24 protein-coding genes are annotated in these 26,683 nt (G+C 39.1%); 4 read left to right on the top strand and 20 right to left on the bottom strand.

Going from position 1 to position 26,683, the window contains the following annotated elements; translation table 11 throughout:
* Positions 1–197: 197 nt before the first annotated feature.
* Positions 198–1,100: a YitT family protein gene (locus tag FZC88_RS04010; RefSeq protein ID WP_187443370.1), complete on the bottom strand. Its 903-nt coding sequence runs from the start codon at positions 1,098–1,100 to the stop codon at positions 198–200.
* 409 nt (positions 1,101–1,509) lie between these two features.
* On the opposite strand from FZC88_RS04010, the gene FZC88_RS04005 reads away from it, so the two are divergent.
* Positions 1,510–2,763: an ATP-binding protein gene (locus FZC88_RS04005; RefSeq protein ID WP_148993729.1), complete on the top strand. Its 1,254-nt coding sequence runs from the start codon at positions 1,510–1,512 to the stop codon at positions 2,761–2,763.
* Positions 2,764–2,894: 131 nt separating this feature from the next.
* Complete coding sequence (locus FZC88_RS04000) at positions 2,895–3,272, top strand: hypothetical protein (RefSeq protein ID WP_148993728.1); 378 nt, start codon at positions 2,895–2,897, stop codon at positions 3,270–3,272.
* Positions 3,273–3,320: 48 nt separating this feature from the next.
* On the opposite strand, the gene FZC88_RS03995 is transcribed toward FZC88_RS04000, so the two are convergent.
* From FZC88_RS03995 to FZC88_RS23830, 10 genes are all read right to left on the bottom strand, one after another.
* Positions 3,321–5,180, bottom strand: coding sequence for an LTA synthase family protein (locus tag FZC88_RS03995; protein ID WP_148993727.1), 1,860 nt, complete (start codon positions 5,178–5,180; stop codon positions 3,321–3,323).
* On the bottom strand, positions 5,177–5,875 hold the full coding sequence (locus FZC88_RS24305) for an aminotransferase class V-fold PLP-dependent enzyme (RefSeq protein ID WP_262371657.1): 699 nt from the start codon (positions 5,873–5,875) through the stop codon (positions 5,177–5,179). The genes FZC88_RS03995 and FZC88_RS24305 overlap by 4 nt, the downstream gene beginning before the upstream one ends.
* Positions 5,876–5,894: 19 nt before the next feature.
* Positions 5,895–6,788, bottom strand: coding sequence for a GNAT family N-acetyltransferase (locus tag FZC88_RS24300; protein WP_262371656.1), 894 nt, complete (start codon positions 6,786–6,788; stop codon positions 5,895–5,897).
* 35 nt (positions 6,789–6,823) lie between these two features.
* A complete protein-coding gene (locus FZC88_RS03985) occupies positions 6,824–7,375 on the bottom strand; it encodes a glycerol-3-phosphate acyltransferase (RefSeq protein ID WP_262371655.1) in 552 nt (183 codons plus the stop codon).
* 57 nt (positions 7,376–7,432) lie between these two features.
* A complete protein-coding gene (locus FZC88_RS03980) occupies positions 7,433–8,158 on the bottom strand; it encodes a YwaF family protein (protein ID WP_262371788.1) in 726 nt (241 codons plus the stop codon).
* A 290-nt stretch (positions 8,159–8,448) separates the two neighbouring features.
* The gene (locus tag FZC88_RS03975; RefSeq protein WP_148969195.1) at positions 8,449–9,246 is read right to left on the bottom strand and encodes an alpha/beta fold hydrolase; all 798 of its coding nucleotides are present in this window, start codon (positions 9,244–9,246) and stop codon (positions 8,449–8,451) included.
* Positions 9,247–9,599: 353 nt separating this feature from the next.
* The gene (locus FZC88_RS03970) at positions 9,600–10,463 is read right to left on the bottom strand and encodes a hypothetical protein (protein WP_148993724.1); all 864 of its coding nucleotides are present in this window, start codon (positions 10,461–10,463) and stop codon (positions 9,600–9,602) included.
* 270 nt (positions 10,464–10,733) lie between these two features.
* Positions 10,734–11,735, bottom strand: coding sequence for a DUF3231 family protein (locus FZC88_RS03965; protein WP_148993723.1), 1,002 nt, complete (start codon positions 11,733–11,735; stop codon positions 10,734–10,736).
* A gap of 107 nt (positions 11,736–11,842) precedes the next feature.
* Positions 11,843–12,139 carry a TIGR04104 family putative zinc finger protein gene (locus FZC88_RS03960; RefSeq protein WP_187443372.1) on the bottom strand — a complete coding sequence of 99 codons (297 nt, stop codon included), beginning with the start codon at positions 12,137–12,139 and terminating at the stop codon, positions 11,843–11,845.
* A 162-nt stretch (positions 12,140–12,301) separates the two neighbouring features.
* The gene (locus FZC88_RS23830; RefSeq protein ID WP_187443373.1) at positions 12,302–12,478 is read right to left on the bottom strand and encodes a hypothetical protein; all 177 of its coding nucleotides are present in this window, start codon (positions 12,476–12,478) and stop codon (positions 12,302–12,304) included.
* Positions 12,479–12,652: 174 nt separating this feature from the next.
* Here FZC88_RS23830 and FZC88_RS03955 point away from each other — a divergent pair, with 174 nt between their 5' ends.
* Entirely contained in the window at positions 12,653–13,429 is a 777-nt protein-coding gene (locus FZC88_RS03955) for an MBL fold metallo-hydrolase (protein WP_148993722.1), read from the top strand.
* A gap of 38 nt (positions 13,430–13,467) precedes the next feature.
* Here the strand turns inward: FZC88_RS03955 and FZC88_RS03950 are convergent, their stop codons facing one another.
* The 3 genes from FZC88_RS03950 to FZC88_RS03940 all read right to left on the bottom strand — a co-directional run bounded on the left by FZC88_RS03950 (position 13,468) and on the right by FZC88_RS03940 (position 16,119).
* On the bottom strand, positions 13,468–14,073 hold the full coding sequence (locus FZC88_RS03950; protein WP_148969200.1) for a YitT family protein: 606 nt from the start codon (positions 14,071–14,073) through the stop codon (positions 13,468–13,470).
* A gap of 213 nt (positions 14,074–14,286) precedes the next feature.
* Positions 14,287–14,994, bottom strand: coding sequence for a DNA alkylation repair protein (locus FZC88_RS03945; protein WP_148993721.1), 708 nt, complete (start codon positions 14,992–14,994; stop codon positions 14,287–14,289).
* A gap of 51 nt (positions 14,995–15,045) precedes the next feature.
* Complete coding sequence (locus FZC88_RS03940) at positions 15,046–16,119, bottom strand: bifunctional transcriptional activator/DNA repair enzyme AdaA (protein WP_148993720.1); 1,074 nt, start codon at positions 16,117–16,119, stop codon at positions 15,046–15,048.
* Between the two features lie 231 nt (positions 16,120–16,350).
* Here FZC88_RS03940 and FZC88_RS03935 point away from each other — a divergent pair, with 231 nt between their 5' ends.
* The gene (locus FZC88_RS03935) at positions 16,351–17,265 is read left to right on the top strand and encodes a hypothetical protein (protein ID WP_148993719.1); all 915 of its coding nucleotides are present in this window, start codon (positions 16,351–16,353) and stop codon (positions 17,263–17,265) included.
* Between the two features lie 42 nt (positions 17,266–17,307).
* On the opposite strand, the gene FZC88_RS03930 is transcribed toward FZC88_RS03935, so the two are convergent.
* From FZC88_RS03930 to FZC88_RS03905, 6 genes are all read right to left on the bottom strand, one after another.
* The gene (locus FZC88_RS03930; RefSeq protein WP_148993718.1) at positions 17,308–17,913 is read right to left on the bottom strand and encodes an alpha/beta hydrolase; all 606 of its coding nucleotides are present in this window, start codon (positions 17,911–17,913) and stop codon (positions 17,308–17,310) included.
* Positions 17,914–17,927: 14 nt separating this feature from the next.
* Positions 17,928–18,908, bottom strand: coding sequence for a ring-cleaving dioxygenase (locus FZC88_RS03925; RefSeq protein ID WP_148993717.1), 981 nt, complete (start codon positions 18,906–18,908; stop codon positions 17,928–17,930).
* Positions 18,909–19,082: 174 nt separating this feature from the next.
* Positions 19,083–19,928, bottom strand: a complete 846-nt coding sequence (locus FZC88_RS03920) for an STAS domain-containing protein (RefSeq protein ID WP_148993716.1) — start codon at positions 19,926–19,928, stop codon at positions 19,083–19,085.
* A 327-nt stretch (positions 19,929–20,255) separates the two neighbouring features.
* On the bottom strand, positions 20,256–20,696 hold the full coding sequence (locus FZC88_RS03915) for a hypothetical protein (protein ID WP_148993715.1): 441 nt from the start codon (positions 20,694–20,696) through the stop codon (positions 20,256–20,258).
* Between the two features lie 701 nt (positions 20,697–21,397).
* On the bottom strand, positions 21,398–24,844 hold the full coding sequence (gene metH, locus FZC88_RS03910; RefSeq protein WP_148993714.1) for a methionine synthase: 3,447 nt from the start codon (positions 24,842–24,844) through the stop codon (positions 21,398–21,400).
* Complete coding sequence (locus tag FZC88_RS03905) at positions 24,825–26,675, bottom strand: bifunctional homocysteine S-methyltransferase/methylenetetrahydrofolate reductase (RefSeq protein ID WP_148993713.1); 1,851 nt, start codon at positions 26,673–26,675, stop codon at positions 24,825–24,827. Before FZC88_RS03905 ends, metH begins: the two co-directional genes overlap by 20 nt.
* Positions 26,676–26,683: the final 8 nt, after the last annotated feature.

Raw genomic sequence — 26,683 nt, 5'->3', positions numbered from 1 at the left:
CCCCTCTCGAGATAATCTAGCTTATCATACTATAACGGAAAGGGGACGACAATAAGAGATTGGACGCTACCGAACAGAGCACTTCCAATGAATCATTAGCCTGAATGGTCACGAAAAGAGCATAATCGATCAATTTTCAGTTTAAATCAATAAAAAGCACAGTAAAGGGCTCCCCTCTACGGCGCTTTCTCTCATGTCTAATGAATATCTTTCTTCTTAAACCTTCCACCTCTTACCTCTGCTATATCAGCAATGGCTAGAAAGGCGGATGGATCATGTTCTGCAACGATGTCTTTAAGTTTCGCTTCCTCCAGACGAGTGATGACGCAGAATATCACTTTCTTATCATCTCCTGAAAAAGCACCTTCTCCCTTCAAATACGTCACTCCTCTCCCCAGTCGGTGTAAGAGGGCATCACCGATTTCCTTGTAATTTTCACTTATGATCCAAACCGATTTGGATTCATCCAGTCCTTTAATCGTAATATCTATCATTTTAAAAGCTACGTAATAGGCCAGAAGTGAATACATGGCTCTATCCCAGCTAAATACAAATCCGGCGGAAGCCAAAATGAACAGATTGACAAACATGATGATTTCACCGACAGAAAAGGGCAGCTTTTTACTTGATAAAATAGCAAGGATTTCCGTTCCATCAAGTGATCCGCCGTAACGAATGACCATACCCACTCCTATTCCAAGGACGATCCCTCCGAATAAAGAAGCCAGCAGAATATCTTGGGTGAAGGCAGCTACCGGATGAAGAAATGTAGTTGAAATCGATAATATGATAATTCCGTATAGTGTAGAGAATGCGAAGGTTTTTCCGATTTGTTTATATCCGATGAAGAAAAAGGGGATATTAAGGATAAAGATGAAAAGACCAAGCTTAACGCCTGTAATATGGGAGAGCATAATCGAGACACCAACGATTCCTCCATCAATGACCTGGTTTGGGACTAGGAATATTTCAAGGCCAACCGCCATGATCATCGCCCCGATGGTAATGAGGACAGCTCTTTTCACTACCTCTTTAAGGGGAATCTTCTTATGCTTTACTTTCACTTGCTGCAATTGATTTATTACCTGTCCTTCAATCATCTTCATTCCTCCTCCAAAGATAAACATCCCGCGACAACTTCTGAACTCATCTCACTGGAATCAAAATGATCTATGTAACAAACAGAAAACCAATACCCTAAAGCTCCCTAAAACAAGCTTGTATAACTTATATATTCTATTATCCCCTCCAAAATACCTGCTTATAGTGAGGGACGGACCTCTAAATGAGCACAGCCCAACTTCCATTGGCTTAACGAATACCTTGTTTTAATCATGCTAATCAAGTTATCCAGCCATTTTCTATTTATCATTTCAAGGTCCGTCCCTCAGCCAATTATATTTGACTCAAAGGGGAAAATGAAGTATTTTTAATACTTGTATATTCATATTTTGGATAAGCTGGAACTGTTTTCTGTTTCCAGGTAAATTAGGTTTTGGAGGCTTTTCTTTGATTACATTAATCAAAACTTTGTTGGTCAATATTACAATTTTGTTTTCATTTACGTATAATGCTAACGTATTATTTCCATTTAAAGAAAAACAAGTTCCACATTTTAAACATAAACTCACTTATGGTCTTATAGCATCCTTTGGGGCTTTATTGTGTATGCTTTATCCGATTGAAACCCTTGGAAAAACTCATTTTGACTTACGCATGATCGCCATTTTAATAGCAACGATCTACGCCGGATTATTATCAGGATCGATCGTTTTAGGTTGCGTGATCATCTTCCGCTATTTAATAGGCGGTCCATATGTCATGGTTGGAATAACGGTCTCGGTCCTTGCGTTTGTAATAGGCATTCTCTTTCGTAGGATGCTTTTAAATACACAATATAAATTATTAGGCAGTACAATTATTTTCCTGGTTCATTCATTGTTTTATATCACGATTATCAACAGCTTTATTCCTATTCTTCATTTGACTTTTTATTTTATTTATTTCACCGTTTTCTATTTTACTTTTGTGGCTCTTGTATTCATTATTGAACATTTGATTCACACGAACAGACAGATCGAAGAAATGGTGTATCTCGACAAATTGAATATGGTGGGACAGATGGCGGCTTCAATTGCCCATGAGATTCGCAATCCCCTTGCAACCGTAAGAGGATTCATACAGCATCTAAGCGAGGACACCGAGGATGAACAGTTTAAAAGGTACTCCCCTCTTATTCTGAATGAATTAGATCGTACGAATAAAATCATCACAGACTATCTTAGCGTAGCAAGGCCTAGTGAATTTCAACTGTCTACACTCAACCTGGAAAGAGTGATTCAGGACTGTGTCGATTTACTAAGACCATTTGCCTCCTATTCGAATACAACGATACTATTCCAGCAAAACGACAACCATTATATTAAGGGTGATGAACATCATATGAAGCAAGCGATTATGAACGTCATCAAAAACGGAATTGAATCCATTGAGGAACATGGAGAAATCACCATCTTTATAAAAGAAGACTCTTTCAGGGACAATGTGGTAATCAATATTTCAGACACGGGAAAAGGAATGACTGGGGATGAGTTAAAAAAGATCGGCTTACCTTTTTACACCACGAAAACAAAGGGCACCGGCCTTGGAAGCATGGTGACGAATAAAATCATTCGTGAAATGGGTGGAATGATTGAGTACGAAAGTGAGTTGAATAAGGGTACCATTGTGAAAATTCTTCTCCCTCTCACAACCAAACAATAAACATAACCAAAAGCTTAGGATATTTTATCCTAAGCTTTTATATTAGAGTAATCTCATCTCTCTTAATCTGTGATACACTTAATTTATCAAGATTTTCCAGGGCTTTACAACCTGGTGGGAGGCTAAATACAATGAGTAAAAAATGGACATTCCTATTTCTAATAGGTGTAATCGTAACCCTTTGCATAATAACCATTCTCAATAAGCCTACAGAAAAAGATTTTACCCTTTGGCTGCATGAAGAATACAATATGGATTGCAATAAAGACTGCTCTATCATTGAATTGGAAAATGGTAATGGGAACATTACTGAGAGAATTAAACTTGCAAATGGAAACGGAGCCTATTCTCCTGGACTATTTACATTACGTATAAATAGACACTACATAAGCCTAAATGACCCGAACCGTATATTTAGTCTAGAAGTGATCGGGTTTAATGGAAGATTCTATGAAATGAATTCTAAAAGGAATGACTTAAGTTTACATAATAATATTATCGATAATTAAATGACCAATCCAAAACCCGACTCTACAATAGAGCCGGGTTTTCTTCGTCTAATCTAAAAACCTCAACAAATCTCCATAAATAATATCATCAGACATGCCTAATTCTTTTCTTACGGTTTCTTTAAATGGCTCACATGATGATTCAGAAGTCGTTGCTTCACTGCTCTTATCATAGCAAACATTGTCTTTAAAGACGTACTTTTCAGTTACAAAGTCACCATCCCTGAAAATGACTGGGTGATCTTCTTTTCGTGTGAACAGATTATGTCCAAAGGAAAGATTATCCTTCGTTTTAATCCCCAATAAATGGAGAATGGTTGGACGAATATCGATTTCTCCACCTATCGTTTTGATTGTTTTTCCCTTTTCACCAGGTACATGGATAATGAGTGGTACTTGTTGAAGTTTTACATGATTCACCGGGGTGTCTTCCTGCCCTAAAAGTTCGAACACTCCATTTTCATATTTTTCGGAGATGCCATAATGGTCTCCATATAGTACAAAAATCGTGTCCTTATATAAACCATTTTTCTTAAGCCTGTTAAACAATGATTTAATCGCTTCATCCTCATAACGTACGGTTGTTACGTAACGGTTCACAACATCCTCATTTGTTGAAGCCTCTGGAATAAGTTTATCCTCTTCTTCCAATAAAAAAGGAAAGTGATTGGTCAGCGTAATCAAACGGGTGTAAAACGGTTGAGGTAAATTCTCAAGATACGAAATGGATTGCTCAAAGAACGGGATATCCTTTAATCCGTAGTTAACAGAGTTTTCTTCCGTAACATTGAAATCTCTCTTTGAAAAATAGCGGTCGTAGCCTAACGATTCGTACATAATTTCACGATTCCAAAAAGTGCGATCATTCCCATGAAAAACTGCCGCATAATAATCTTCTTTCTTTTCCAAAATATGAGGCATACTTTTATAACGGTTATCCGGTTTGCGAACAAATGCTGAACCGCTTGCTAATGGGTATAAACCAGTATCGATCATGAATTCAGAATCTGAGGTTTTCCCTTGAGCTGTCTGGTCATAAATTTGATTGAAATAAAAGCTATCCTTGATTAATGAATTTAAGAAAGGTGTGATTTCTTCCCCATCGACTTTTTGGTTGATGACAAAATTTTGGGTAGATTCCATACTGATCAGTACAACATTTTTTCCATCGGCAACACCGTACAAATCGGAGTTGTTATGTTTCTTGGATTGTGTATATTTAATGGACGCTTCTGTGTCTGATTTACTGGCAAGCATCTTGGTGAAGGGTACCGTAGCTTCAACCCCAATATCATATAGGTGATAATTGTATGGTCCCACTGATTTGACCATTTGCTCTCTATCATATGATTCAGCAAATAAATATGGGGATTTCATCAGCCCTAATCCTACGGTTACAAGTAGTAACACTAGACTCAACCCGATATATGAAAGTTTCCACCTCTTTGAGACCTTAATGGAAGAGGTAGCCGTCCACTTTCTTTTTAATAACCACCCGACAATCAGGAAATCTACAATTAAAAGGAGATCCCAGGGACTCATCAGTTCAAAGGTACTTGGTCCGATCCCCCCCACATTTTTAAACTGAAATAAAATCGGAACAGTAACAAAATCTGAGTAAAATCGAAAATATAAAAGATCACCGTATAAAAGCCCGGTTGCAATCCCCATAACAAGGATGACAACAGCGGGTTTTATCTTCTTAGAGAAGTAAAAACTGAAACCAATTAATAGCATTAACGAACCAAGAGGATTGAATATGATGAGTAATAAGTCCAATAAGGATTCGATATGTAAATTAAACCCAATAAAAGAAACTAATACGGTCTTCAACCATAAGGTTATGAGTGCAAACCCAATTAATTTATATGTCTTAAAGCGAGAAATAAAACGGGATAACCTGTTCATTTCACAACCCTTGAATCGACATTGCTTTGATATTCTTTGTTGAGTATGTTCATTGCTTCCAAAACCTTTCGTTCGTTTTTTCTTCCCATAAGTGCTACCTGAACCCAATTTCTCTTTACTAAATAGTCACTTTCGTAGCTTAATAAAATACCTCTATCTTTACAAACATCACCAAACTGCCTACTACACTGTTCCCTCTCCAGTGCAATTGTAATCACTCCAGGAGAATAGTTTTCATCCCCTAATATATGAAATCCTCCTTGAGTTAGCACATACCTTACTCTTTGAGCTAAATTTTCATGCATTTCAAACTGAATAAAATGCAGTGCCTCCTTTAGCGCCCTTACTAGATTAGATGAGTGGGTATATGGGATGCTTGCATTCACCTCGTACATTCCCATGTCCAGATACCTTGGAATTGATGGGCTGGGCTGTATTTCATCTCGATGAAATACAATGGCGAGGCCGGGATAAGAGCCTAACCCCTTCCCACTGACCGTTGTGGCAAAGTACACTTCCTTAAAGTCCACCGGAATGGTCCCAACCGAACTACAGGCATCGACGCATAGCTCCACTCCATACCTTTTGCACAGAGAAAGTAGGCCTTTCAGATCATACAAGTAGCCTGTCGACGTTTCACAATGAACCGTCCAAAGCCATTTAATATTTTGATTTTCCCGGAGTAAACTTTCCACTTCGCCTAATGAAATCGCTTCATTCCAGTCCCCTTTCTAACGTATGAAAATGTAAATCAAATCTGTTTGCATGATCAATCAACCTGAACCCAAATTCTCCGTTTGCAAGAATTAGACCGCTGCCTGACAAAGATTTCAGCTGAGCCGCAACCATATCATTAGATAGGGTGCCCGTTCCCACTGCAACTTCTGCATAGTTTGCGTTTGTTATTTCGCATAATGATCTTCTTACTTCTTCCATTTCATGAATAAACGAGCTGCTTCTATGAGAAATGGCTTCACCTTTGAAAGCTTTTTCTACGTTTTCATGAGGTTGAACCGGACCTGGGAGGAAGGAAAGCGGAACTGAACTTTCTGTTTTGCGAATCATTAATCGCTGAAAGGCTTTCGTCGAATTTTCGAAGCTATAACGGGTTAAATACATTGGCTGAAATTTTGCCCCTTTCTCCCCCACGAGATCAGCAAAAGGCTGAAAGCCGATTCGTTTATACAACTTTAGCTGACGAACCGTTCCTGAAATGAGAGCCATCGTATATCCTTTCTCCAAGCAAAAAGATACTAAACGCTCACATAATTGATAAAATACCCTTGTACTTCTATATGCTTCTTTTACAGATAATAAGCGAATTTCACAAGGAACGGCACTGGCCGGCAAATATTCATTCAGATCACTCAGTTTTAAATCCAAAGAGAAGGGACGCTTGGCACGAACCGCGATCATGCCCACGACTTCATCTTCATCTTTAGCAATAACGTATGTATTTTCATCGTGAAACTTATCAATCAATTTGCGTTCTGGATTTCCTTCGTGCTGGGGTATTTCTTCTACAAAGGTCTGATAATTTAATGTATAGATTTGTTGAAACTCATTTGATTCACTTGCAATTTTATAATGAAGAGAAAGGTTTTCCATTCTCGTACCTCCTATGTATCCGCAGATTGCATCAGTTATCGTTTATGGACCAACAGAACCGTCACAAAAAGTGACAATAATCCGATAAAAATGGTGAATGAACCCTCAATCACATATGCCGTAATCGGAATGGTTGCCATTGAAAGAAAACCTGCAATGGTGTATTTTCTCAAAATCATATATGAGATTCCCATAGTGATGGCGAAAACCCCAATTGTAAGGGGATTAAGAAATAATGCAGTTGCTAAATAAGCAACTACTCCCTTTCCCCCGTGAAGCCCAAGCTGGATTGGAAACAGATGTCCGATCATGACAAATATAGAACTGAGAACAAAATAACCCTCACCTTCTGCCAGTTGTGCCGTTATCATTAATGCAAGAATCACTTTCCCGGCATCTATCAGCAACGTCAGAAGAAAACCTTTTTTCCCTATAGCTCGACCTGCATTCGTCGCTCCGACATTTCCGCTTCCAAGTAAACGGATATCTTCACCGGTAAACATTTTCACTATATAATAAGCACCCGTCATACTCCCTAGACTGTAAGAAACCAAAATGATAATACTTATGATTATACTATTACTCATCATTCCTACACCTGACTTTTCTTATATGTAATAGACGAATTGAAACCCAGGAAAGTTTCATGTATTTACATTTCTTCCACTTTTCCTATTTTCTAAGAGATAAAACGGTAAATAAAGAAGGCTGAATAATATAATGGCGACACCTTCAAGAGCCAGGAGATAGTAGGGATACTCGCCTAAATAGTCTATGGGACTTGCATTATACGGTTTATGAGAAAGAAACATATAATTTGCTCCTACCAATCTGTTCACCATGAACACGATGACAGCGATTAGATTTAAAGCAATGAATGCCCTCACCATTGACCGGAACGTCAATGTGAAGCCTTCGATCCATACCATGTACAAACAGGATAATACAATCCCCAAATGTGCTAAGAAGAATTGAAAATAACGAAAGTGGGGAAAACCAAAAAATAACTCTGGCGTCACGATGGCTATAATAGCACCTGTCATACTGGCAAAAAAACTGATTTCAAAGATTTTATAGTTTTTCGTAATAAGCATGATCGTGCACAAATACAATGAGATGGAACATAATTGAAACGGCAAATTTATGGCTACATCCCAATGATCATTGATAATGTACCAAATTTGAAATAATGCTTCACTCAAAACCAGGAGCACCATGAGAAGCCATTTTAAAACAGCCTTACCTCTGCAGCTTAATCTATTTCTGAGCACATACAAACCGATCATACATCCCAACGAGACAATCATCGCTGCTACATGGGATACGGAAAACAACACAAAAGGATACTCCTCATACCTGAAATTCATCATCTCTTTCAAGAAACCCTCACCCGCCTTTAGCACACCCATAGGTACTATATTCTCTTAATGTTTCATAAATCCTTTAAGGGACGGAACTATCAAAAGAAATATCACCTAATCATCGCCCTCCCTCCCTATTCCCTTTCTCTAATTCCTTAACCAGAGAACAAAAAAATCCCTGTTAAGAACCATCAGATTACTTAACAGAGATTTCTCTACTCTCTCATATTCATTCCATGGGAATACAGACATTAACAAAAAAATTCCCATCTCGATAAAGAAATGGGTAACATCTGTTTTTATTGAACCTTGCGTAATGGTACACCCTGGTTCTTATAAATAAAATCAAGTGCCAGTCGATTAAATTCCCTTGGCTTCTCTACATTACAAACATGGCCGCAATCTTCAATGAACACTTTCGTAGCAGATGGGTCTCCTTTTGTATCCTGATCAAGAGACTGTACAAATAGGTGATCTTCTTTCCCGGATATGTAAAGCTTGGGAATATGAGAAGCCCTTTCTTGTACAGAAGCGTATGTTGATTTCACATAAGGGGTGAGGCGATACCACCCGAGAAAATCATTACGGTTCATTTTCTTTGCTTCACGGATGAATAATTTTCGTGAAACTTTGTGATTGCTCTTAGGCATCATGATATAGGCGAAAATTTTATATAACCACATAAATGGAATGATATTTTTTACTGCGTCACCGATTTTTAGAAGTGTATTGGATAATAAATTAAACCTTGTTATCCCCCCTCCTAAAACGGCACTTTTCACCCGATTTGGAGCAGTTTGGAGCAAAGCGTGAATCAGAACCGAGCCAAGGGATATGCCTATAAAATGGGCTCTTTCCACTTTCAGATGATCAAGTACTTTAAGAACCTCACGAACATTTAAATCAATTGTGAATTTTTCATTATATGATTCTACACTTGGGGACTCTCCATGCCCTGGCAAATGAATCGTTATCACATTATAAGATTTCTTGAATATATCGAGCTGCTTGCCGAAAATTCTTGAGTTTCCCCCAATTCCATGGAGAAACACCACATACTCTTTGCCGACTCCTTGATGAACGTTGTATTCTAGCATCAATTCTCTCCTTAAAACAGCACAACCTACCAAAAGAATGAAGTGAATCAGGCGAATTATTTGAGAACCGTTTTACTTCAATTAACCATCATTAATGTGAAAATCGATATTCAAAACAATTGCATGATTCACTCTATGCTCTTGAAGCCTTACCTTAATTATCTTTCATTCTATACTATCTGAAGTCACTTTGTCATATAATAGCTGAAGAAATTCCGAACATTTTGTGATGAATGGCAGATCACCTGCCATAATAGTAATCCCTTACATTTACAGCACTGCTATCAATATGATTTCCAAATAGATTTCAAGATGCCTATACTTCCTTCACCATCATGACATCTTTCGTAAGCTCACAAACCCAATTCCTTTTGGATATCCCCTTCAGGAATATCTGATGCATGAAATGTAATTGTTTCGGCTCCTCGTGACCTTGCCTCATTCATCAACACACAAATCATTTTACCCTTATGAATCTTGAATTCTTGTAGTATCCCAAAAGACAATACTTCACTATAACTTGTATCTTCACGTAATGTTACTCCCATGACGCCAATCATCTGTTCCTCGTTAAAAAACGAAATGGAAAAGTCAAAATCAACGGACGAATAGTATTCTTCCATCATTTTGATTTGGGCTTCATTCACTTCATCATTTTCCTCCATGATGGAACGCCAATCTTCAAAAATAAACTCATTGGAGACCTTCCATGAGAACTCTATATTATCTTCTGTCGATTCTACTTTCGAAAGATATTTGCCAATTAATTTGGATTCATTGGTGATTTCAAATCCATTTGCTTCAAAATAAAGAATTTGATCCTTCCACTGTTCACGAAAACGTTGAGCCAAAATCTTCCCTCCGTACTCATCGCTTACAGCAAAACCATTCACCCGCTCAAATAATCCATCCTGAATCCCTTCATATCCTGATAAGACCCAAGGGTAACCAAGAGAAACAAAATCACCTTTCCCTGTAAAGCTCATGTATCCAATAAGATCATCACCTTCATAGGCAAAGCAGAGTGATCTCGGGTCAAATCCCTTTTGTTCTTTAAATAATATTGGAGACATTGTCGGTTTCCAGGCAAAGGGAAGCGTGGATGTTATTTTTCTCCAGAAATCATATTGAAGAGCTAAATCGTTTTCTCCTTCAAAATATTTGTATGTAATGGACATTTTATCTCCCGCTTTCCAGTTGGGCTTTACTTTGCACACGCTTTCCTCATTAACAGTGTAACTTATGAACAAATTCACCCACAAGAAAATAAAAGATCCAAACCTAAAAATAAGATTTGGATACATTATCTTTCATATTTCATACTACCGCACTATATAAAATGCCGATACAACACTAGAGAACTTATACCTCACTGCATTCTTAACCCGATTTTTTATTAAATCAACTTTCATCAGCGTAATCATTCCAATTAGAAAAATAATAAGAATCTTCGAAACCATTTCTATATACCTCCAATCATATCGATATCATTCGCATAAATCCCCACGACTTTTCTGCTGTGGTGGCTGCTCCATCCATCCACGTTCAACTAACAGTTTAAGACCATCCGCACCATACTTCATGATTTCTGTCACAAAAAGTGTATAATGAACAGCTAAATCCTTCCTTGTAGACATCGTGATGGCGTGACAAAGTGTTGACAGCCCCACTGAGTTTGAAGAAGCGATAAAAAAAAGCATCAATTTTTCTGAAAATGGCGCCACATTTGAATCTGTTACCTCCATGGATACAGGATAAGTGGGAAATGAATCATCTTTTATCAGGACTTGATTAAAAGTGGTAATCTGCTTTTCACTTAATTTTTTTCCTTTTTTAAGATAGTTCTTCACTTCGATATCTTTCGAAACTTGTATAAATCCTTTCAATAGAATGATTCCGATGCAATTTCTCTCAATTACAAAGAATAATTCGCTCAATTCCAATGCATTAAGCGGCCTTGTTTCACCTAACCAACTCTCCAACAAAGATGGCTGCTCTGAGATGTATTCTATGGAATGAGGATAATTCATTTTAGGTGGACGATCATAGATCCCTTTTTCCAACATTAATTGTAATGATTGCTTATATAGTGATAATGATTTCGTCAACGCTTCTTCAAAAAGATCATATACATCTTTACGGGCAACGGCCCCCACTATAGTAGTGTAATGACCGCTCGTGACCTGACCTCCGCGGTAAACAAAACTAAGAGCAAACAAATCAGTATATAAGGGTGGTGCGGTTGTATCTATGTCCCTATCAGTAAAGCCCTTTGGTACAGGAAATTCTTCGGATATAAAAAAAGACTTAATCTTACTCATTATCTCTACGTTTGTCTGTAGACTTTCTTCGATGATGAATTTGATTCCTTCGTCTTTCAGGTAAGTAAGGAAATGTGTGTAAAAACAATTTAACGCCGAGCATTTAATATAAGTCGTCCACAAAGCGGAGATTTCTGCAGTAGTCAACCTTATGTTTTTTTCCTCCATCTTTCGACTCCTTTTCTTTTTCTCTTAGTGTTTTCCTAATCTTGTAAATTATTCCGGATGATTTATGGTAAATGAAAAGAGCTGCCAGTGATCGGCAGCTCTCTTTCTTATCTGTTCTTATATTCATATTTCACAAATAACGGAAGAAATAGTGAAATAATAATGGCCAACAAAACGATTAATCCAAAGGTGAGCGGCTTTGATAAACCCTGTTCGGGTGCAATCAATAATCCGAATACTACCGCTGGAACAATTATGAGAAAAGAAACAATAAATTTCGAGGTGAAATTAATCGTATGTTTTTTACCACATTGACTGCATTCTATTGGTTTATAAGACCTCCAAATGGAGAATAATAACTCTTTCCATTGAAACTGATTCTTACATACATCACACTTTTGCAAAGTACTTCCCCCTATGTAAATCATCTACTCTTTTCTCTAGTTTACCATTATAAGTCTGTCAGGAGTAGAAGTTAATGAGGTCCGTCCCCCGTATTCATTGCAGTGTCCGCAAACGCATACCCATTTTTAAAAATTAAACACTATTTAAATTCACTATCACTATTACTTTTCCTCACACGATACATTCCATGACAAGATTCCTTCTTCCACCTCTGCTACACTGCCATGGTTCTCACAAGACTCAATCGCTTGTTTCAAACCCATTTTATCCAGCAGTATGATGGTGATGACCATCATGATGGTCAGGATTAAGAGCAAAGACTTCTGCTTCCCTTTCATACTAAAAACCCCTTTAATATCGTTTGATACATTAGTATTAGTAAATTATACCATATACATCCATTCAGTTAACTAGGTTAACGATATTCCCCTCAAAAAAATGTCTTCATGCAGGATTTTTCAACTTTCATCCGAACTATGTACTATAACACTAATTCATAAGGGGTAACTAAATTGATACAATCATTTAAATTAAACGTTCAAACAATGGGTCAGAAAATGCCGGTTTACATTTTTCGAGTCGACGATGTCCTTATTGATACAGGACCTTATAGTATGAAAAACGAAGTGCGGAAAATTGTAAAAGAGCTTCCAATCCAACGAGTGATTCATACTCATCATCATGAGGATCACACGGGTAACAGTTCATGGATCGAAAGGTTTTACTCATTTCCACAATGGATTCATCCGTTAGGGGTACAAAAGTGCGCTCACAGCACTAAACTGCCTTTTTACAGAGCTATGTTCTGGCATAACCGTAAGGCATTTCACGCGTTGCCACTTAAAGAAGACGTATTTAAAACGGTCGGGCATTCGTTTCAAATTGTTCATACACCAGGGCACGCTGATGATCACATCGTTCTCATCGATGAAGAAAAGGGCATTTGCTTTTCAGGTGATTTATACTTATTCCATTCTCCTACTTCTAATTTTTCATTTGAATCTGTACCTGAGCTCATTCGCTCAATTGACAGGACCCTGCAGTATTCCTTTCAAGAAGTGTATTGTTCACATCAAGGATACTTGAAGCAAGGAAGAAAGCTTTTAGAGAAGAAACTAACCTATCTTCAGAACCTTCAAGAAGCCGTTATGAAAGCACACCAGGAGGGAAAAACCGCTAAAGAAATTAGAAAACACCTGCTTCCAAAAAATAAACTTTTTCAATATATTTCACTTTTCGAAAACTCACCAGAACACACAGTCAAATCCATCATCAAAGAAATATCGTAAACAGAAGGTCCGTCCCTCAATAGGGACGGACCTTCTGTTTACTGATTTTCAAGGCGGTTGAGGCTTCGTTTGAATTCCACCTGACAAATGATATCAAGGATTCTTGTACCTATGAATTGGCAGGCTAAGGCAAAAAGAATGATTTTTAAATCGACTACGATTCCTGTTAGTAGTAACACACTGCCATTAATGAAGAATAAAGTCTTCCCTGGGGTGTACCCTTTTAGCTTTGAAATAATAAGTGCTAAAATGTCCATCCCTCCAGAGGATGCTCCCATTCTGAAAAGAATGCCTATTCCAATTCCGAAAAGGATGCTGCCAATCAATAGATCGACGAAAATAAAAGAAACAGTTCCGATTAAATGGGAATTCAAGAAATTAACTACAAACGACGTGACTGTCACACAATACATGGTCCAAAGTGCATTCTCTTTTCCTAACCATTTAACCGCAGCTAATAAAAGAGAAGCATTTAACACCCATAGAGTAATGGCAAATGGGACATGCAACAAATAGTTTAATAGCACACTCACACTTGCAGCGCCACCTGAAGGGATAAAATGGGGAAACAAAAAGATAGCCATGGCCAATCCTTGTATGCTTGCTGCTATACCTAAAATAGTACCCTTTCTTACTACATTCATCTGTACATTGCTCCCGATTCTATAAAGGACTCTATTTCATAGTCTAGTAGCTATACACTTCTTCTGCAACAGAGAAATGAAAATGACTGGTTGTGGCCTAATTGAAATTCTACAAACATCTGTAGTATAAATTCATTGAAAATATGGTTATTGTACTGTCATCCCGGCCTAATAAATTCAATATGAGCTCATTTCCGATCTCCCTTTACCTATTTAACAAATGCATGTCTTTCTTTTCACTCCGACTCTGTCTTTATCCTCTATCTTTTTTATATAGGTAGCCGCTACCGGTACTTTACATGCTGTATTTCCAACATCGACATGTACTTTCCCAATTTTATTCGCCACTTGTTTTGCCTCACCTAGCAATGGAGCTACATGTGCTCCTACAGAAATGACGAATCCATTCATTACGTAACGTACTCTATTTCTCTCTTCATGAATCGTTTTTTCAATATGTTTCAGATACTGTTTGATTTCGTCAATATAGATTTCGTGGTCTGGGGTTATACTAATATACCCTGCATAGGCACTCCAGCCAGCCGTTGCCGTCATTTCATTTTCCGATTTAATCCACTCATTCGCTAATTCAATAGCGTAGTCGCTCTCTGCGGTTATATTAGCAACAGTGTATTCAGCCAGCATATACCAATCTGCTTTATTGACCCATTCCTGTAAAATTCCTTTATTCATTTCTTTAGGATTTACAGATAATCCTGCCAGGTACATGGCATCGAAATTTCCCGATTCGTACAGGCTTAATGCAAGACCTTGCTCTTTTTTTACATGTTTCACCAGTTTTTTCAAATTCCCAATTTTCACTCCGAATAATGGTTCATGTGCACCGTGACGTAAATATGTATTCTTGGTCTGTTCGTTACCCATCTCTTCAAGTGCTGCCATTACTTCATCATATTTCATGTTTGACCACCCCTTCATCATATTAGTTCAATTGTATTCTTCTCTATAGAGTTAGTTGGTGAATGATCCCTTCATTCCCTCATTCATCTTACATTCATGTTCAATCAACCATTTCTTCCGGTTAAGACCGCCTGCATAGCCGGCAAGATCTCCATTCGCTCGTATTACTCGATGACATGGAATGATGATGGCAAGCTGATTACACCCGTTGGCCCTTGCCACTGCTCGAACAGCTGCTGGACTGGAAATACTTTGAGCAATCTCAGTGTAGGACCTGGTTTGTCCAAAAGGTATTCTTTGCAATTCGCTCCAAACGTTTTGTTGAAAAGGTGTTCCGTTGATTTTTAACTTGGTTTGGAAACGTGATAAAGAGCCCTCAAAGTAGGCGTTCAATTCCTTTTCGACAGAACGAAGTGGCTCCGTAGAACCGGGAACGATTGCCGCCTTTGTTTTCTCCCTCAATCTCTTCACTTCATTCTCCAGACCGCGTCGGTCAACAAATTCCAGCAGGTATAAAGACTCTTCATCTGAAATTCCAATCATCGGACCAAGTTTCGTATCAATCCAAGCTGCTTTTAGTATGTGCTGGTGATGAGACAATGCTGGCGGCGTTCCCATAATTCTCGAAAAAGCATCTCTGAATCCGCTGCTTGATTCATATCCCGTTGCAAGTTGAGCGTCCATCACCATCGAGCCTGATCTGATGTGCTTCATGGCAATTCCCATCCTCCGTGCTCTGGCATATTCTACAAAGGTCATACCGAACCGCCTCTTAAATTGACGCCGTGCAGTAGATGCATCTATGGATAGCTCCTGAAAATCCTTATCCTTCCAACGTTTTTCAGGATTTTCTTCCACAGCCTCTACCAGCATCTTTACAACATCTGAGATACTATTCGGGTGCGATAAGGGTTTACACCTTTTACAAGGTCGAAACGACGCCAGAAGGGCTTGTTGAGCTGTTCCAAAGAATTCACAGTTTTCAAATTTAGGTTTTCTAGCGGGACAAGTCGGGCGACAAAACACACCTGTCGTTTTAACCCCTACATAAAAAATCCCTTCATAATCCGATCTTTTTTCCACTAACGCTTGATAATACTCCCTTTGTAGTTCGACTGATATCATCCTCATTCCTCCACAATTTCATTCTTCCTTTATTATAACCTCAATAAAACAACGATGCCGCCGAAAATCAGGCATCGATTTTTATTATATTAGAAGTTTCTATTCTTCTCCCTTTTTGAGGGACGGACCTTTGTATTACAACTAATTATCGTAACAAGCAGGGAATCTCTCACCCAATGGATAATGTATTAAGATAGCGAATATCAAAACTACGATAAAGGAGCATCTCTTATGAAAATGACATCTCAACAATGGAATACAGCAGCTACGTATATCAAAACCAATGCAAGACCAATTGAACAAAAGCTATTCAGCTTTTTTTTTGAAGAAGGGAGTAAAGAGGAAGCAATCAAAGAACTAGCAAATTTTCAAAATATGGACGGAGGATTCGGCAACTGTATAGAGCCCGATTTTCGATTGGACAGTTCATCTTCAATGGCAACAACTATTGGATTACAGTATGCAAAGGACTTAAAGCTTTCAGCCGAACACCATATCGTTCAAAAGGCGATGAGCTACCTGCAAAACACATACGATGAGAAAATCAACGGCTGGCATGCTGTGTCTGAAGAGGTTAACTTTGTTCCCCATGCACCATGGTGGCATTTTGATTCTGAAAAGGGACATAGCGGCGTTCAAACAACTTGGGCTAACCCTAACGCTGAAATAGTAGGTTATTTTCATTTATTTAGTCCGGAACACCCTCGATTAAAAGAATGGACTGAGAGAGCGATCACAGAGCTAAAGAATCTTTCACACCCAATAGAGATGCATGATTTTCTCTGTTATGACCGACTCCTTTCTGAGGTGAAAGGGAAAACGGAATCCATTCTTTATAGATTTCTTTCTTCTTCCTTACGAAAAACTGTTTGTACCGATCCATCACGCTGGAATGAATATATAGCCAAACCATTGCAGGTAGCCAGTCATCCTTCTTCACCGTTTTATGAAGCCTTAAAAGAGGAGGTACATATGCAATTGAATGTCGAGATTGAAACACAACACCAGGAAGGTTATTGGCAGCCGAATTGGTCCTGGTTCGGTCAATATGACGAGACCTGGCCAATTGCTGAAAAGGAATGGAGAGGGATTTTGACCCTAGGAAAGCTACGGATTCTAGAGGCCTATCAGAGAGTAGAAAATTAATTAATAAAGAATCCGGAAGACTTCCCTTCCGGATTCTAAAAATTATTTAAAATTCGCTTCAAACCATCTTTTTGCTTCATCTACTTCCTCACGACGAAGCTCATGCCCACCTTCTGTCCAGAACTCTGTTACCTGGGCTCGGGCGTCTTGAAGATTTTTAACGAGTTCCATTGTTTCTTGCATGGGGATGAGTGGATCTCGCTTTCCTGCACCTATGAATACAAGTGCGTCACTTAAGTCTGGAAGCTTGACATTTCGTCTAGGAACCATAGCGTGGAACAGGATTCCACCTTTTAATGCATCCTTATAATGATACATTAAACTAGCCGCGATATTCGCTCCATTGGAGTATCCTAACGCAACAATATTTTGACGATCGAAACCGTAGTTATTAGCACTCTCATCAATGAACTCATTCAATTCCTTCGTTCGGAATACTAAATCCTCTTCATCAAAGACACCTTCCCGTAACCGTGCAAAAAAACGGGCCATTCCATTTTCATCCACGTTCCCTTTTACACTTAATACAGAAGCATCCGGCTCAATCATATCAGCCAGCGGTAATAGGTCACGCTCATCTCCACCAGTTCCATGAAGGAGCAGAAGTGTGGGTAAGTCTTTATTTCCTTGTTTAAATATATGTTTCAAGCTGACTTCCTCCTTTATTCTTTTGTATCTAGTGGTTTTAATTTCGCTTCTATGGAATCTCTTTGCGCTTCAAAATATGGTGGAAGTGATAAATTTTCACCTAAATTATCAAAATCTTCATCGGTCTCAAAGCCTGGTCCGTCTGTAGCCAGTTCGAAAAGAATGCCATTTGGTTCACGGAAGTAGAGGGAACGGAAATAGTATCTTTCAACAAAACCTGAATTCGGCAAGCGGTTTTGTGTGACCCAATCTACCCATTTACGTAATTCATCTTCATCTTCCACACGGAAGGCTACATGATGAACACTTCCTCTTCCCGGTCTTTCTTGTGGAAGATCATTTCTTTCTTCAAGATATACCTCTCCACCAGTACCGCCTTCCCCCGTTTCGAACACACGGATATCCGGTTGTCCATCTACATCTGAAGGAAAAGTCCTTGTTTCTCTAAAACCTAATACGTCTTTCAGTACCATTGCCGTGTTTTCCCCACGGGCAACCGTCAGCGTAATCGGACCGAGACCAACTATCCCATGCTGGACGGGTACCGGACTCTTGTCCCAAGGCTTCCCTCCAGGAACTCCTTCGTTCTTTTCATCTGACACAAGCATGAGTCGCTGTCCTTCAAAATCACGGAAGCTTAGTGTTGCCCGCCCACTATGGTGAGAAATTTCGTCATGCTCAACACTCATCTCTTCAAAGCGATTTTTCCAATAAGCTAACGACTCATCCGAGTTTACCCGCAGTGCTGTTAATGAAATACTATTTGTCCCTTTATACGTATTCCCCGCATGTGGAATTTCGAAGAATGTGAGGTCCGTCCCTGGATTTCCTCTTTCATCTGCATAGAAAAGATGGTAGACGGATGTATCGTCCTGGTTGATTGATTTTTTCACGAGTCGAAGTCCCAGTGTTTTTGTGTAGAATTCATAATTCTTCTTTGCATTTGCTGTAATGGCAGAAACGTGATGCTGCCCTTTAAGTGGTTTTAAGTTCATAATTGATTCACTCCTTAGTATTATTCTTGCTTAATTTCTATCTTCATCATACACGAAAATTATCTTTAATTCAAGATATTTTACTTCGAAATGTTTTTCACTTATATATACTCTAATATCTCCACAAAAAAAAAACATCCGTACAACCAAGTACGAATGTTTTAAAATAATCGATTATTCAACTTCATTATTTTTAATAGTCAGTGCTTGTGACAAGGTAGAAGTAATCGTCAGGTTGTCAAAATTCAATCCCAGTTGAACAGCTGTTTGTGCGATTTCAGGGCGTAGCCCAGATAGAATCGGCTTCACACCGATCAATTGAAGTGCATCAATTAGCTGAAAGATTTGATGAGCTACCATCGTATCTATTAATACAACACCTGATAAGTCGATGAACAATTGAGAAACTTCCTTATTAACACATTGTTCCAACGCATTCTCTAAAATTAATTCCGCACGTGTAGGATCGATATTACCTACAAGGGGTAAAAGCGCAGTATGTCTATTCAAGGATATGACAGGTGAACTTAATTCGTTGATCACTTCCTGCTGGGATTGGATCTGCTGCTCCACAACTTCCGTTTGCAGCTCAACAAATCGCAGCATAACCCGGTCAAATGCTTCAATGATGACTTGATTCCAACGGCTGAATTGTTCAAAGATATTTTCTTCCATATGAGATTCGGCGTATTCTTTCAAGAATTCCAGGTATTGATGTCTAACCCTCATGAATTCTCTTAGAATATAGTGATTTGGGGTTTCTAGATGTTCCTTATCCTCTGCAATGGTCAAGACCCATTCATCGATCTTCTGATTAAATGTTTCTTTATCCTCAGCAAACAAATTACAAAGAATGCCGTGAAACTCAAAGTTTTGATTTTTTAAAGTTTCTATCACCTTGGGATCTGAGGAAGAATAAACACCATTTGTTGTGTTTTTATCCAGGGAGTTATACCAATCTTCCGTTAATTGACGAGCCTTACTTAATAAAAATGTATATAGTTCCTGATTTCTATGCATGTATGATTCCTCCTATGATATCCAACAAATTTATATCAATTTCTTCTTCCCTGTCTGACACAATGATTAGTTGGGAAATCATACCCTTTTCTCTGGTTCTTCTTTATTATTGATTCTGGTTTTAAAGTTGTGTCGATCAATCCGCTTTCGACATTTTCCTATACCAATCCCCATTATATATCACATTCATACATAATTTCCATTCAGACACACTTCATTATGAGCATTACAGGTCCGCCCCCCTGTCAACACCCGCATCCTAAACGAACATCACACACTTTCATTTGCTCTGGTATAGTTACTCTATCCACCCTTTAAACTGCTCATCTAAAATTCTCCGATTATTACACCGGTAAGGGGAATTTCCTTATCATTTTTCAACACTTTAATCGTATCATAGCTCCCTTTGAATTCATTTCGGTTAATGCGATATATTAATTGATTAGTCAGCTCTTTTTGCAAATAGTTTTTTTCGAAGTGTTCAGTAAATGAAATCCATAATGTGCCTTCTCTTACTTCAAAATCAATGTTTTTATAATAGGGAGCTTTTTTAGCATTTTGATCTACCACACTTCCATTTAACACCACAAGTGAACTTCCGTTTTCATTTTCATACAGAAAGATTCCATTTCCATAATCTGAAATAGATTCCTGAAGTGCTTTAGAATCTTCCCTCAAATCCAGTTCCTGATGCGGGAGAGTTTCGTCTATTCCAGTACACGCAGAAAGAAACAAAATCAACATCAAGCACAAACTTAAAAATTTCATCACTTTCCCCCTAAGTAATACCATTTACTACACTCTTTAGATTATATTTAAAAATCCAGAAAAATTATTAGTATATTCTAAAAACATTACATTTTTTTGTAAAACAACTCTACAATTCACAATATAAAGTGTATAATGAGGGTATTAACTGAGAAACAGACAGCGGGTATTTCTCGATATACTATTTTGATGTATATGAATCTCCTACTAGAATCCAACCGCAAATCTTAATATGATGTCGTAATCCTACTACTTAATCATTTGTCAAAATAGTTGGGAGCTGATGAGAGAATGAAAAATAATCTGACAAGAAGGTGTATAGAAACACTCGCTATCCAAAGTGCCTATCATTTCTGCGTGTCTATAGGAATTAAGCCCAGTTTACTCAATCTATCAATGGTCACAGGATTCTCAGAAGAAAGAATACTGGAAATACTCGAAACCAAGTTTAGTAATCAAAGTGTTAAAACAGAAGATCACTCTTTTTGACTCTGTGTTTCCCCTTTATTACTCTACAAGCCGATTATCCTTCATCCCCTAACCATTAAATTCTTTCATTTTCTAAATTTCCATATTTATTTTAAATTAATGGACCACTGCTCGTCTTTCCAAGAGATTAATAGGAATAGACTGCTAAGCTTTTCGCCACAAAAGCAAAAAAGGCAACTCCACTTTGGGGAGTTGCCTTTTTAGTATGGTATTTATAATACATTAAAATATCTTGCTTCCGGATGAGCGAAGACCATCGCTGTTACCGATGCTTCCGGTTCCATCATACATCCGTCTGTTAATTGGATTCCAATTCTTTCAGGTTGAATAAGCTTAAACAGTTTCTTCTGATCTTCAAGTTCGGGACAGGCGGGATACCCAAATGAAAAACGTTGTCCTTGATAATGAGTCCGGAACCGGTCCTGCATCGTAAAATCAACGGGATCTGGGAACCCCCATCTGCTTCTCATCATTTCATGTACTCTTTCAGCCAGTCCTTCAGCTGTTTCTAAGGCAATAGCCTGCAGGGCGTGACTTTCAAGGAATCTGCCTTCTTCCTTCATCTCTCTTGCCCACTGCCTGATTTTCACACCTGCCGTTACGGCAAAGAAACCGACATAATCCATTTCTCCGTTTTCTACAGAACGCAAGTAATCTGCTAAACATAAATGCTGATTTCCTGCTTGTCTTGGAAAGTGAAATCGTTCTATCTCTATGGAAAAATCCTCCGGATGATAAATAACAACATCATCTCCATCTGATTGAGCAGGAAAAAATTGATATCTTGCAGATGCCTGAATCATCCCTTCCCTTTTTGCTCTTTGGAACAATTCATCAGTCACTGCTTTAAGGCCGACCGTCCTCTCGTCCTCTTCTTCCAGTAATCTCGAAATTTTCCCTTTAATCCCCAAATGATGTCCGAGCAGCATTTGCTGATTAATGTAGGGATGAATTTGATCAAGTGAAAATTCTTTAATGGTGTGTGGAATTAAATCAGAAGGAACATGGACTTTTACATCTTTCGCAACTGTAGAACGTACTTTCACCGCAACAGAAGATGTATTTAGTCTCGGTGAGTCTTCAGTCGAAACGATCTTACTTAACTTTTCACGACTCTCCTCTTCCAGCCGCAGCCTCGTTTCCTCATGTTGAATCCCATTCATGATGTCCAGTCCATCCATTGCGTCCTTCGCATAGAGTACCAGTCCGTCATATTCCCGACCGATTTTATTTGTAGTAAATTTTCGAGTCAGGGCCGCACCTCCTACTACAAGGGGAACTGAAATATCAGACTGTTTTAAATCTTGAGCAGTAATGACCATTTGTTGGGCAGACTTCACAAGGAGTCCGGACAAACCTACGATATCGGGTTTTTCCTCCCGAATGACTCCGATCAGTTCCTGAGGTGTTACTTTAATACCTAAATCAATCACTTCATATCCATTATTACTGAGGATAATATCAACGAGATTCTTACCAATATCATGGACATCCCCCTTAACCGTAGCTAATATCACTTTTCCCTTCGAAGATGAACTTTCCGTTTGTTCCATATGCGGTTCCAAATGAGCAACGGATGCTTTCATGACTTCGGCACTTTGTAATACTTCCGCTACAATCAGCTGGTTATCATTAAATAACCTTCCGACTTCACTCATGCCGGCCATAAGGGGACCATTAATGATTTCAAGTGGAGCGTCATATTTTTCCAAAGCGATATTTAAATCGGCAATCAGCCCTTCCTTCGTCCCTTCCACCACATAATGAGCCAGTCTTTCTTCCAGCGTCATAGTGTTGACAGGTACCTTTACTTCTTTCTTCTTCCCTCTGTAAAATGCAGTGAATTCAGCCAGTGTTTCATCAGTCGTCTCAAATAAGAGTTTCTCCGCCATTCGAACTTCTTCTTCAGGAATTGAGGCAAAACGCTCTAATTTTTCCGTATTGACTATGGCGTAATCCAGCCCCGCTTTGGTACAATGGTAAAGATATACCGCATTCAGGACTTCTCTCCCAACAGGAGGCAGTCCAAAAGAAACGTTACTAACCCCTAAGATATGAGGGCATTCAGGTAAGGCTTCCTTAATCTGTCTTATCCCTTCAACGGTGGCATTGGCTGAACCGATATATTGCTGATCCCCTGTTCCCACAGGGAAGACGAGAGGGTCAAAGATGATGTCTTCTGATGCTATCCCATATTTCTCTGTTAACAGTTTATGTGAGCGGATCGCAATGTCTACCTTACGCTCTACAGACACTCCCATTCCTTTTTCATCAATCGTTCCTACTACAACCGCCGCTCCGTACTCCTTCATAAGCTTTGTTATCTTCTCAAACCGCTCTTCTCCGTCTTCAAGATTGATCGAGTTAATGATCACCTTTCCTTGAGAATATTTTAATGCGGTCTCAAGAACTTTCTCATCCGTAGAATCAATGACTAGTGGAACTTTTACTTTTTTCACTACTTCCTGGATAAATACATTCATATCTTCAACTTCTTCACGATCGGGATCTGCAAGGCAGATATCGATCACCTGAGCTCCATTTTTCACTTGTGCTCTCGCAATCTCTGAAGCTTCTTCTATCTTATTCTCTGCAATCAATCGTTTGAATTTACGTGAACCGATGACATTCGTCCGTTCTCCGACCAGAATCGGTCTTCTGTCTGCATCCTCATAGACGAACGCTTCAATTCCTGACACTGCATGAGGATGAGACTCATTAGGTTTACGAGGCGGTAATCCCTTCACAACTTCTGAAAGGGCACGGATATGCTCCGGTGTGGTTCCACAGCACCCTCCAACAAGATTCAGCCAGCCTTTCTCAGCAAAGCCTTTCATCTTTACACTGAGTGAATCAGCCGTCTCATTGTAATTCCCCTCCTCATCAGGAAGGCCTGCATTCGGATAACAGCTGACATAGGTAGTTGCCAGACTTGATAAAGAACGTATATGATCACGCATAAATTCAGGTCCGGTTGCGCAGTTTAGACCAACGACCAAAGGGTTTAAATGTTCAAGGGATAAATAAAATGCTTCAATTGTTTGCCCTGCGAGTGTAGTACCCATCGGCTCAATGGTACCGGATAACAAAATGGGTATCTCTTTCCCTCTGGATTCAAAAGCAGATCTAATTCCAAGGTTTGCTGCTTTTACATTTAAAGCATCCTGACTCGTTTCAAGCAGCAGTACATCAACTCCTCCATCGAGAAGGCCTTCTGCTTGAACACGATAGTTGTCTACCAACGCATCAAAGCTTATCCCTCCAGTAACAGATAAGGTTTTGGTAGTGGGACCTAGAGATCCTGCAACAAACCTGGGCCACTCGGAAGTTGAGACATCTTCAACTGCTTTTTTGGCAATTTCAGCTGCTACTTTATTGATTTCGTATGCTTGATAGCCTATATCATATTCGTCCAGTACGACGGGGGTTGCACCAAAGGTATTTGTTTCAATTACATCAGCTCCGGCTTTCAAATATTCCAGATGGATCTGATAGATGACCTCCGGCGCTGTCAATACCAGATTTTCATTACAGCCCTCAAGCTCCTCTCCACCAAAATCATCCGGGGATAAATTCGCTTGTTGAAGCATCGTTCCCATTGCTCCATCGAGTACGAGTATTTTTTTCCTTAGCTGTTCTTCAAACAAAGTGATGGCCATAGGGAACCTCTCTTTCTGTGATGTTTTTCTCTTGAATATGATGAATCAGTTCAATGCTCATATCGTACCTGACAAAAGGCGTGATAAGATAAATCCCATTAAAGAGATCTATTGCTGTATCAAGTAAGCCTTTTGCTATCTCCATTCCAACTGCTCTTGCAACTACGGGATCTCTTCCCGCTTCCTTCATCCTTTGTCTTGTTTCTTCCGGCACATTGATTCCCGGTACTTCATGATGGAGAAACTCTGCATTTCTTGAGCTGATTAATGGCATGATTCCGATAAAGATCGGAACATCTAAATGCTTCGTAGCTTCATGTACTTGAATCAGCTGTTCTTTCCCAAAGATCGGTTGAGAAATGAAATAGTCAGCACCGACTTTCTTTTTCTTTTCAAGCCTTTTTACAGAAGCGTCTAAATGACGGAAATTCGGATTAAAGGCTGCACCTACTGAAAATTGAGTGCGTTCCCGGAGTGATTTTCCTGAGAAGGATATCCCCTCATTGTTCTGTTTTATCAATTCAATGAGTTCAAGAGAAGATAAATCATAAACGGATGCTGCACCAGGGAAATCTCCAATCTTGGCCGGATCCCCAGTAATGGCTAATATATTGTGTATCCCTAACGTGTGTAATCCCATTAAATGGGATTGAAGTCCAATCAGGTTTCGATCCCGACAAGTGATGTGAACTAAAGGGGTAAGATCAAATTTTGAGCTTACCAGGCTGCCAATGGCGTCATTACTAATACGAGGCGATGCTAACGGGTTGTCTGCAAGCGTGAGTGCGTCAATTCCAGCTTCCTTTAATGCCTCAGCCCCTTGGAAGAACAGCTTCGTGTCGAGATGCTTAGGTGGATCGAGTTCAACAATGATCGTTTTCTTTTTCCTTACTTGCTCATGCAGCAAGCTTCCCTTGATAGAAGGTGACGATAACTGAACAACCTTTTTTGTTTTCACCACTTTTTCTTTCACTGGCTCCCGGCTTTTTAACCTGCTTGCTACAGAACGAATGTGATCAGGTGTCGTCCCACAGCATCCCCCAATGATCCTTGCACCTTGCAGTCGCAATTCGTTGCTTATATCTCCAAAGTAATCAGGCTCAGCAGAGTAATAGAATCGACCTTCTTCATAGTTTGGCAGACTGGCATTGGGATAGACGGATAGAAATGCCCTTTTAGGTAATGGAACTTCCTCTAATGAGTTCACCAAATGAAAGGGACCCATGCGGCAATTGATGCCGACAACATCGGCTCCCAATAACTCTAATTGTTGAAGAGCATCTTTTATCTCCATTCCATTTTGAAGAACTCCCGTTTCATGTAGAGAAACTTGAGCAATGACAGGAATGTCTGCTTCACGTTTTGTAATGTTCAATACAGTGGTTAATTCTTCGAAATCATAATAGGTTTCAAGCAGAATGCCATCTACACCCTCTAATAATAAACAGTATAGCTGTTCCCGAAAGCTTCTTTTGATTTCTTCCAGCGACACATTTTGTTTAATGCCCCTGATTCCCCCGATGGTGCCCAGAATATAGGTGTTTTCACCCGCTGCTTTTCTTGCCAGACGCACTGCAGCTGTATTTATTTCTTTAACCGAATCCTCCAATCCGTATCTGGAAAGCTTTTGATAATTGGCTCCATACGTATTGGTCTGAATGATATCTGCTCCTGCATCAATATACTCTTTATGGACTTTCAACACTTCATTTGGGTGAGAAAGATTCAGCTCTTCAAAGCATCTGTCCACTCCATATGAATACAACAACGTTCCAATCGCACCATCTGCAATTAAGATTCTCTCTTTCAGTGCTTCCAGCAACGGCTTCATGACATTCC

It is taken from the genome of Rossellomorea aquimaris (assembly GCF_008180865.1).
Taxonomy (GTDB): domain Bacteria; phylum Bacillota; class Bacilli; order Bacillales; family Bacillaceae_B; genus Rossellomorea; species Rossellomorea yichunensis.
Note: the sequence above shows the minus strand (reverse complement) of the source record. Positions and strands in the feature narration are given on the sequence as shown.

What these genes read in the sequence shown, in the direction of transcription:
- FZC88_RS03995 (WP_148993727.1), bottom strand. Translation starts at nt 5,180, where the DNA reads ATGAACAGGTTATCCCGTTTTATTTCTCGCTTTAAGACATATAAATTA.
- FZC88_RS03920 (WP_148993716.1), bottom strand. Translation starts at nt 19,928, where the DNA reads ATGCATAGAAATCAGGAACTATATACATTTTTATTAAGTAAGGCTCGT.
- FZC88_RS03985 (WP_262371655.1), bottom strand. Translation starts at nt 7,375, where the DNA reads ATGAGTAATAGTATAATCATAAGTATTATCATTTTGGTTTCTTACAGT.
- FZC88_RS03975 (WP_148969195.1), bottom strand. Translation starts at nt 9,246, where the DNA reads ATGCTAGAATACAACGTTCATCAAGGAGTCGGCAAAGAGTATGTGGTG.
- FZC88_RS04000 (WP_148993728.1), top strand. Translation starts at nt 2,895, where the DNA reads ATGAGTAAAAAATGGACATTCCTATTTCTAATAGGTGTAATCGTAACC.
- FZC88_RS03965 (WP_148993723.1), bottom strand. Translation starts at nt 11,735, where the DNA reads ATGGAGGAAAAAAACATAAGGTTGACTACTGCAGAAATCTCCGCTTTG.
- FZC88_RS03925 (WP_148993717.1), bottom strand. Translation starts at nt 18,908, where the DNA reads ATGAACTTAAAACCACTTAAAGGGCAGCATCACGTTTCTGCCATTACA.
- FZC88_RS03905 (WP_148993713.1), bottom strand. Translation starts at nt 26,675, where the DNA reads ATGAAGCCGTTGCTGGAAGCACTGAAAGAGAGAATCTTAATTGCAGAT.
- FZC88_RS03945 (WP_148993721.1), bottom strand. Translation starts at nt 14,994, where the DNA reads ATGAAATATGATGAAGTAATGGCAGCACTTGAAGAGATGGGTAACGAA.
- FZC88_RS03915 (WP_148993715.1), bottom strand. Translation starts at nt 20,696, where the DNA reads ATGAAATTTTTAAGTTTGTGCTTGATGTTGATTTTGTTTCTTTCTGCG.
- FZC88_RS03935 (WP_148993719.1), top strand. Translation starts at nt 16,351, where the DNA reads ATGAAAATGACATCTCAACAATGGAATACAGCAGCTACGTATATCAAA.
- metH (WP_148993714.1), bottom strand. Translation starts at nt 24,844, where the DNA reads ATGGCCATCACTTTGTTTGAAGAACAGCTAAGGAAAAAAATACTCGTA.
- FZC88_RS03980 (WP_262371788.1), bottom strand. Translation starts at nt 8,158, where the DNA reads ATGATGAATTTCAGGTATGAGGAGTATCCTTTTGTGTTGTTTTCCGTA.
- FZC88_RS04010 (WP_187443370.1), bottom strand. Translation starts at nt 1,100, where the DNA reads ATGATTGAAGGACAGGTAATAAATCAATTGCAGCAAGTGAAAGTAAAG.
- FZC88_RS03950 (WP_148969200.1), bottom strand. Translation starts at nt 14,073, where the DNA reads ATGAATGTAGTAAGAAAGGGTACTATTTTAGGTATAGCAGCAAGCATA.
- FZC88_RS24300 (WP_262371656.1), bottom strand. Translation starts at nt 6,788, where the DNA reads ATGGAAAACCTTTCTCTTCATTATAAAATTGCAAGTGAATCAAATGAG.
- FZC88_RS23830 (WP_187443373.1), bottom strand. Translation starts at nt 12,478, where the DNA reads ATGAAAGGGAAGCAGAAGTCTTTGCTCTTAATCCTGACCATCATGATG.
- FZC88_RS03940 (WP_148993720.1), bottom strand. Translation starts at nt 16,119, where the DNA reads ATGATATCAGTCGAACTACAAAGGGAGTATTATCAAGCGTTAGTGGAA.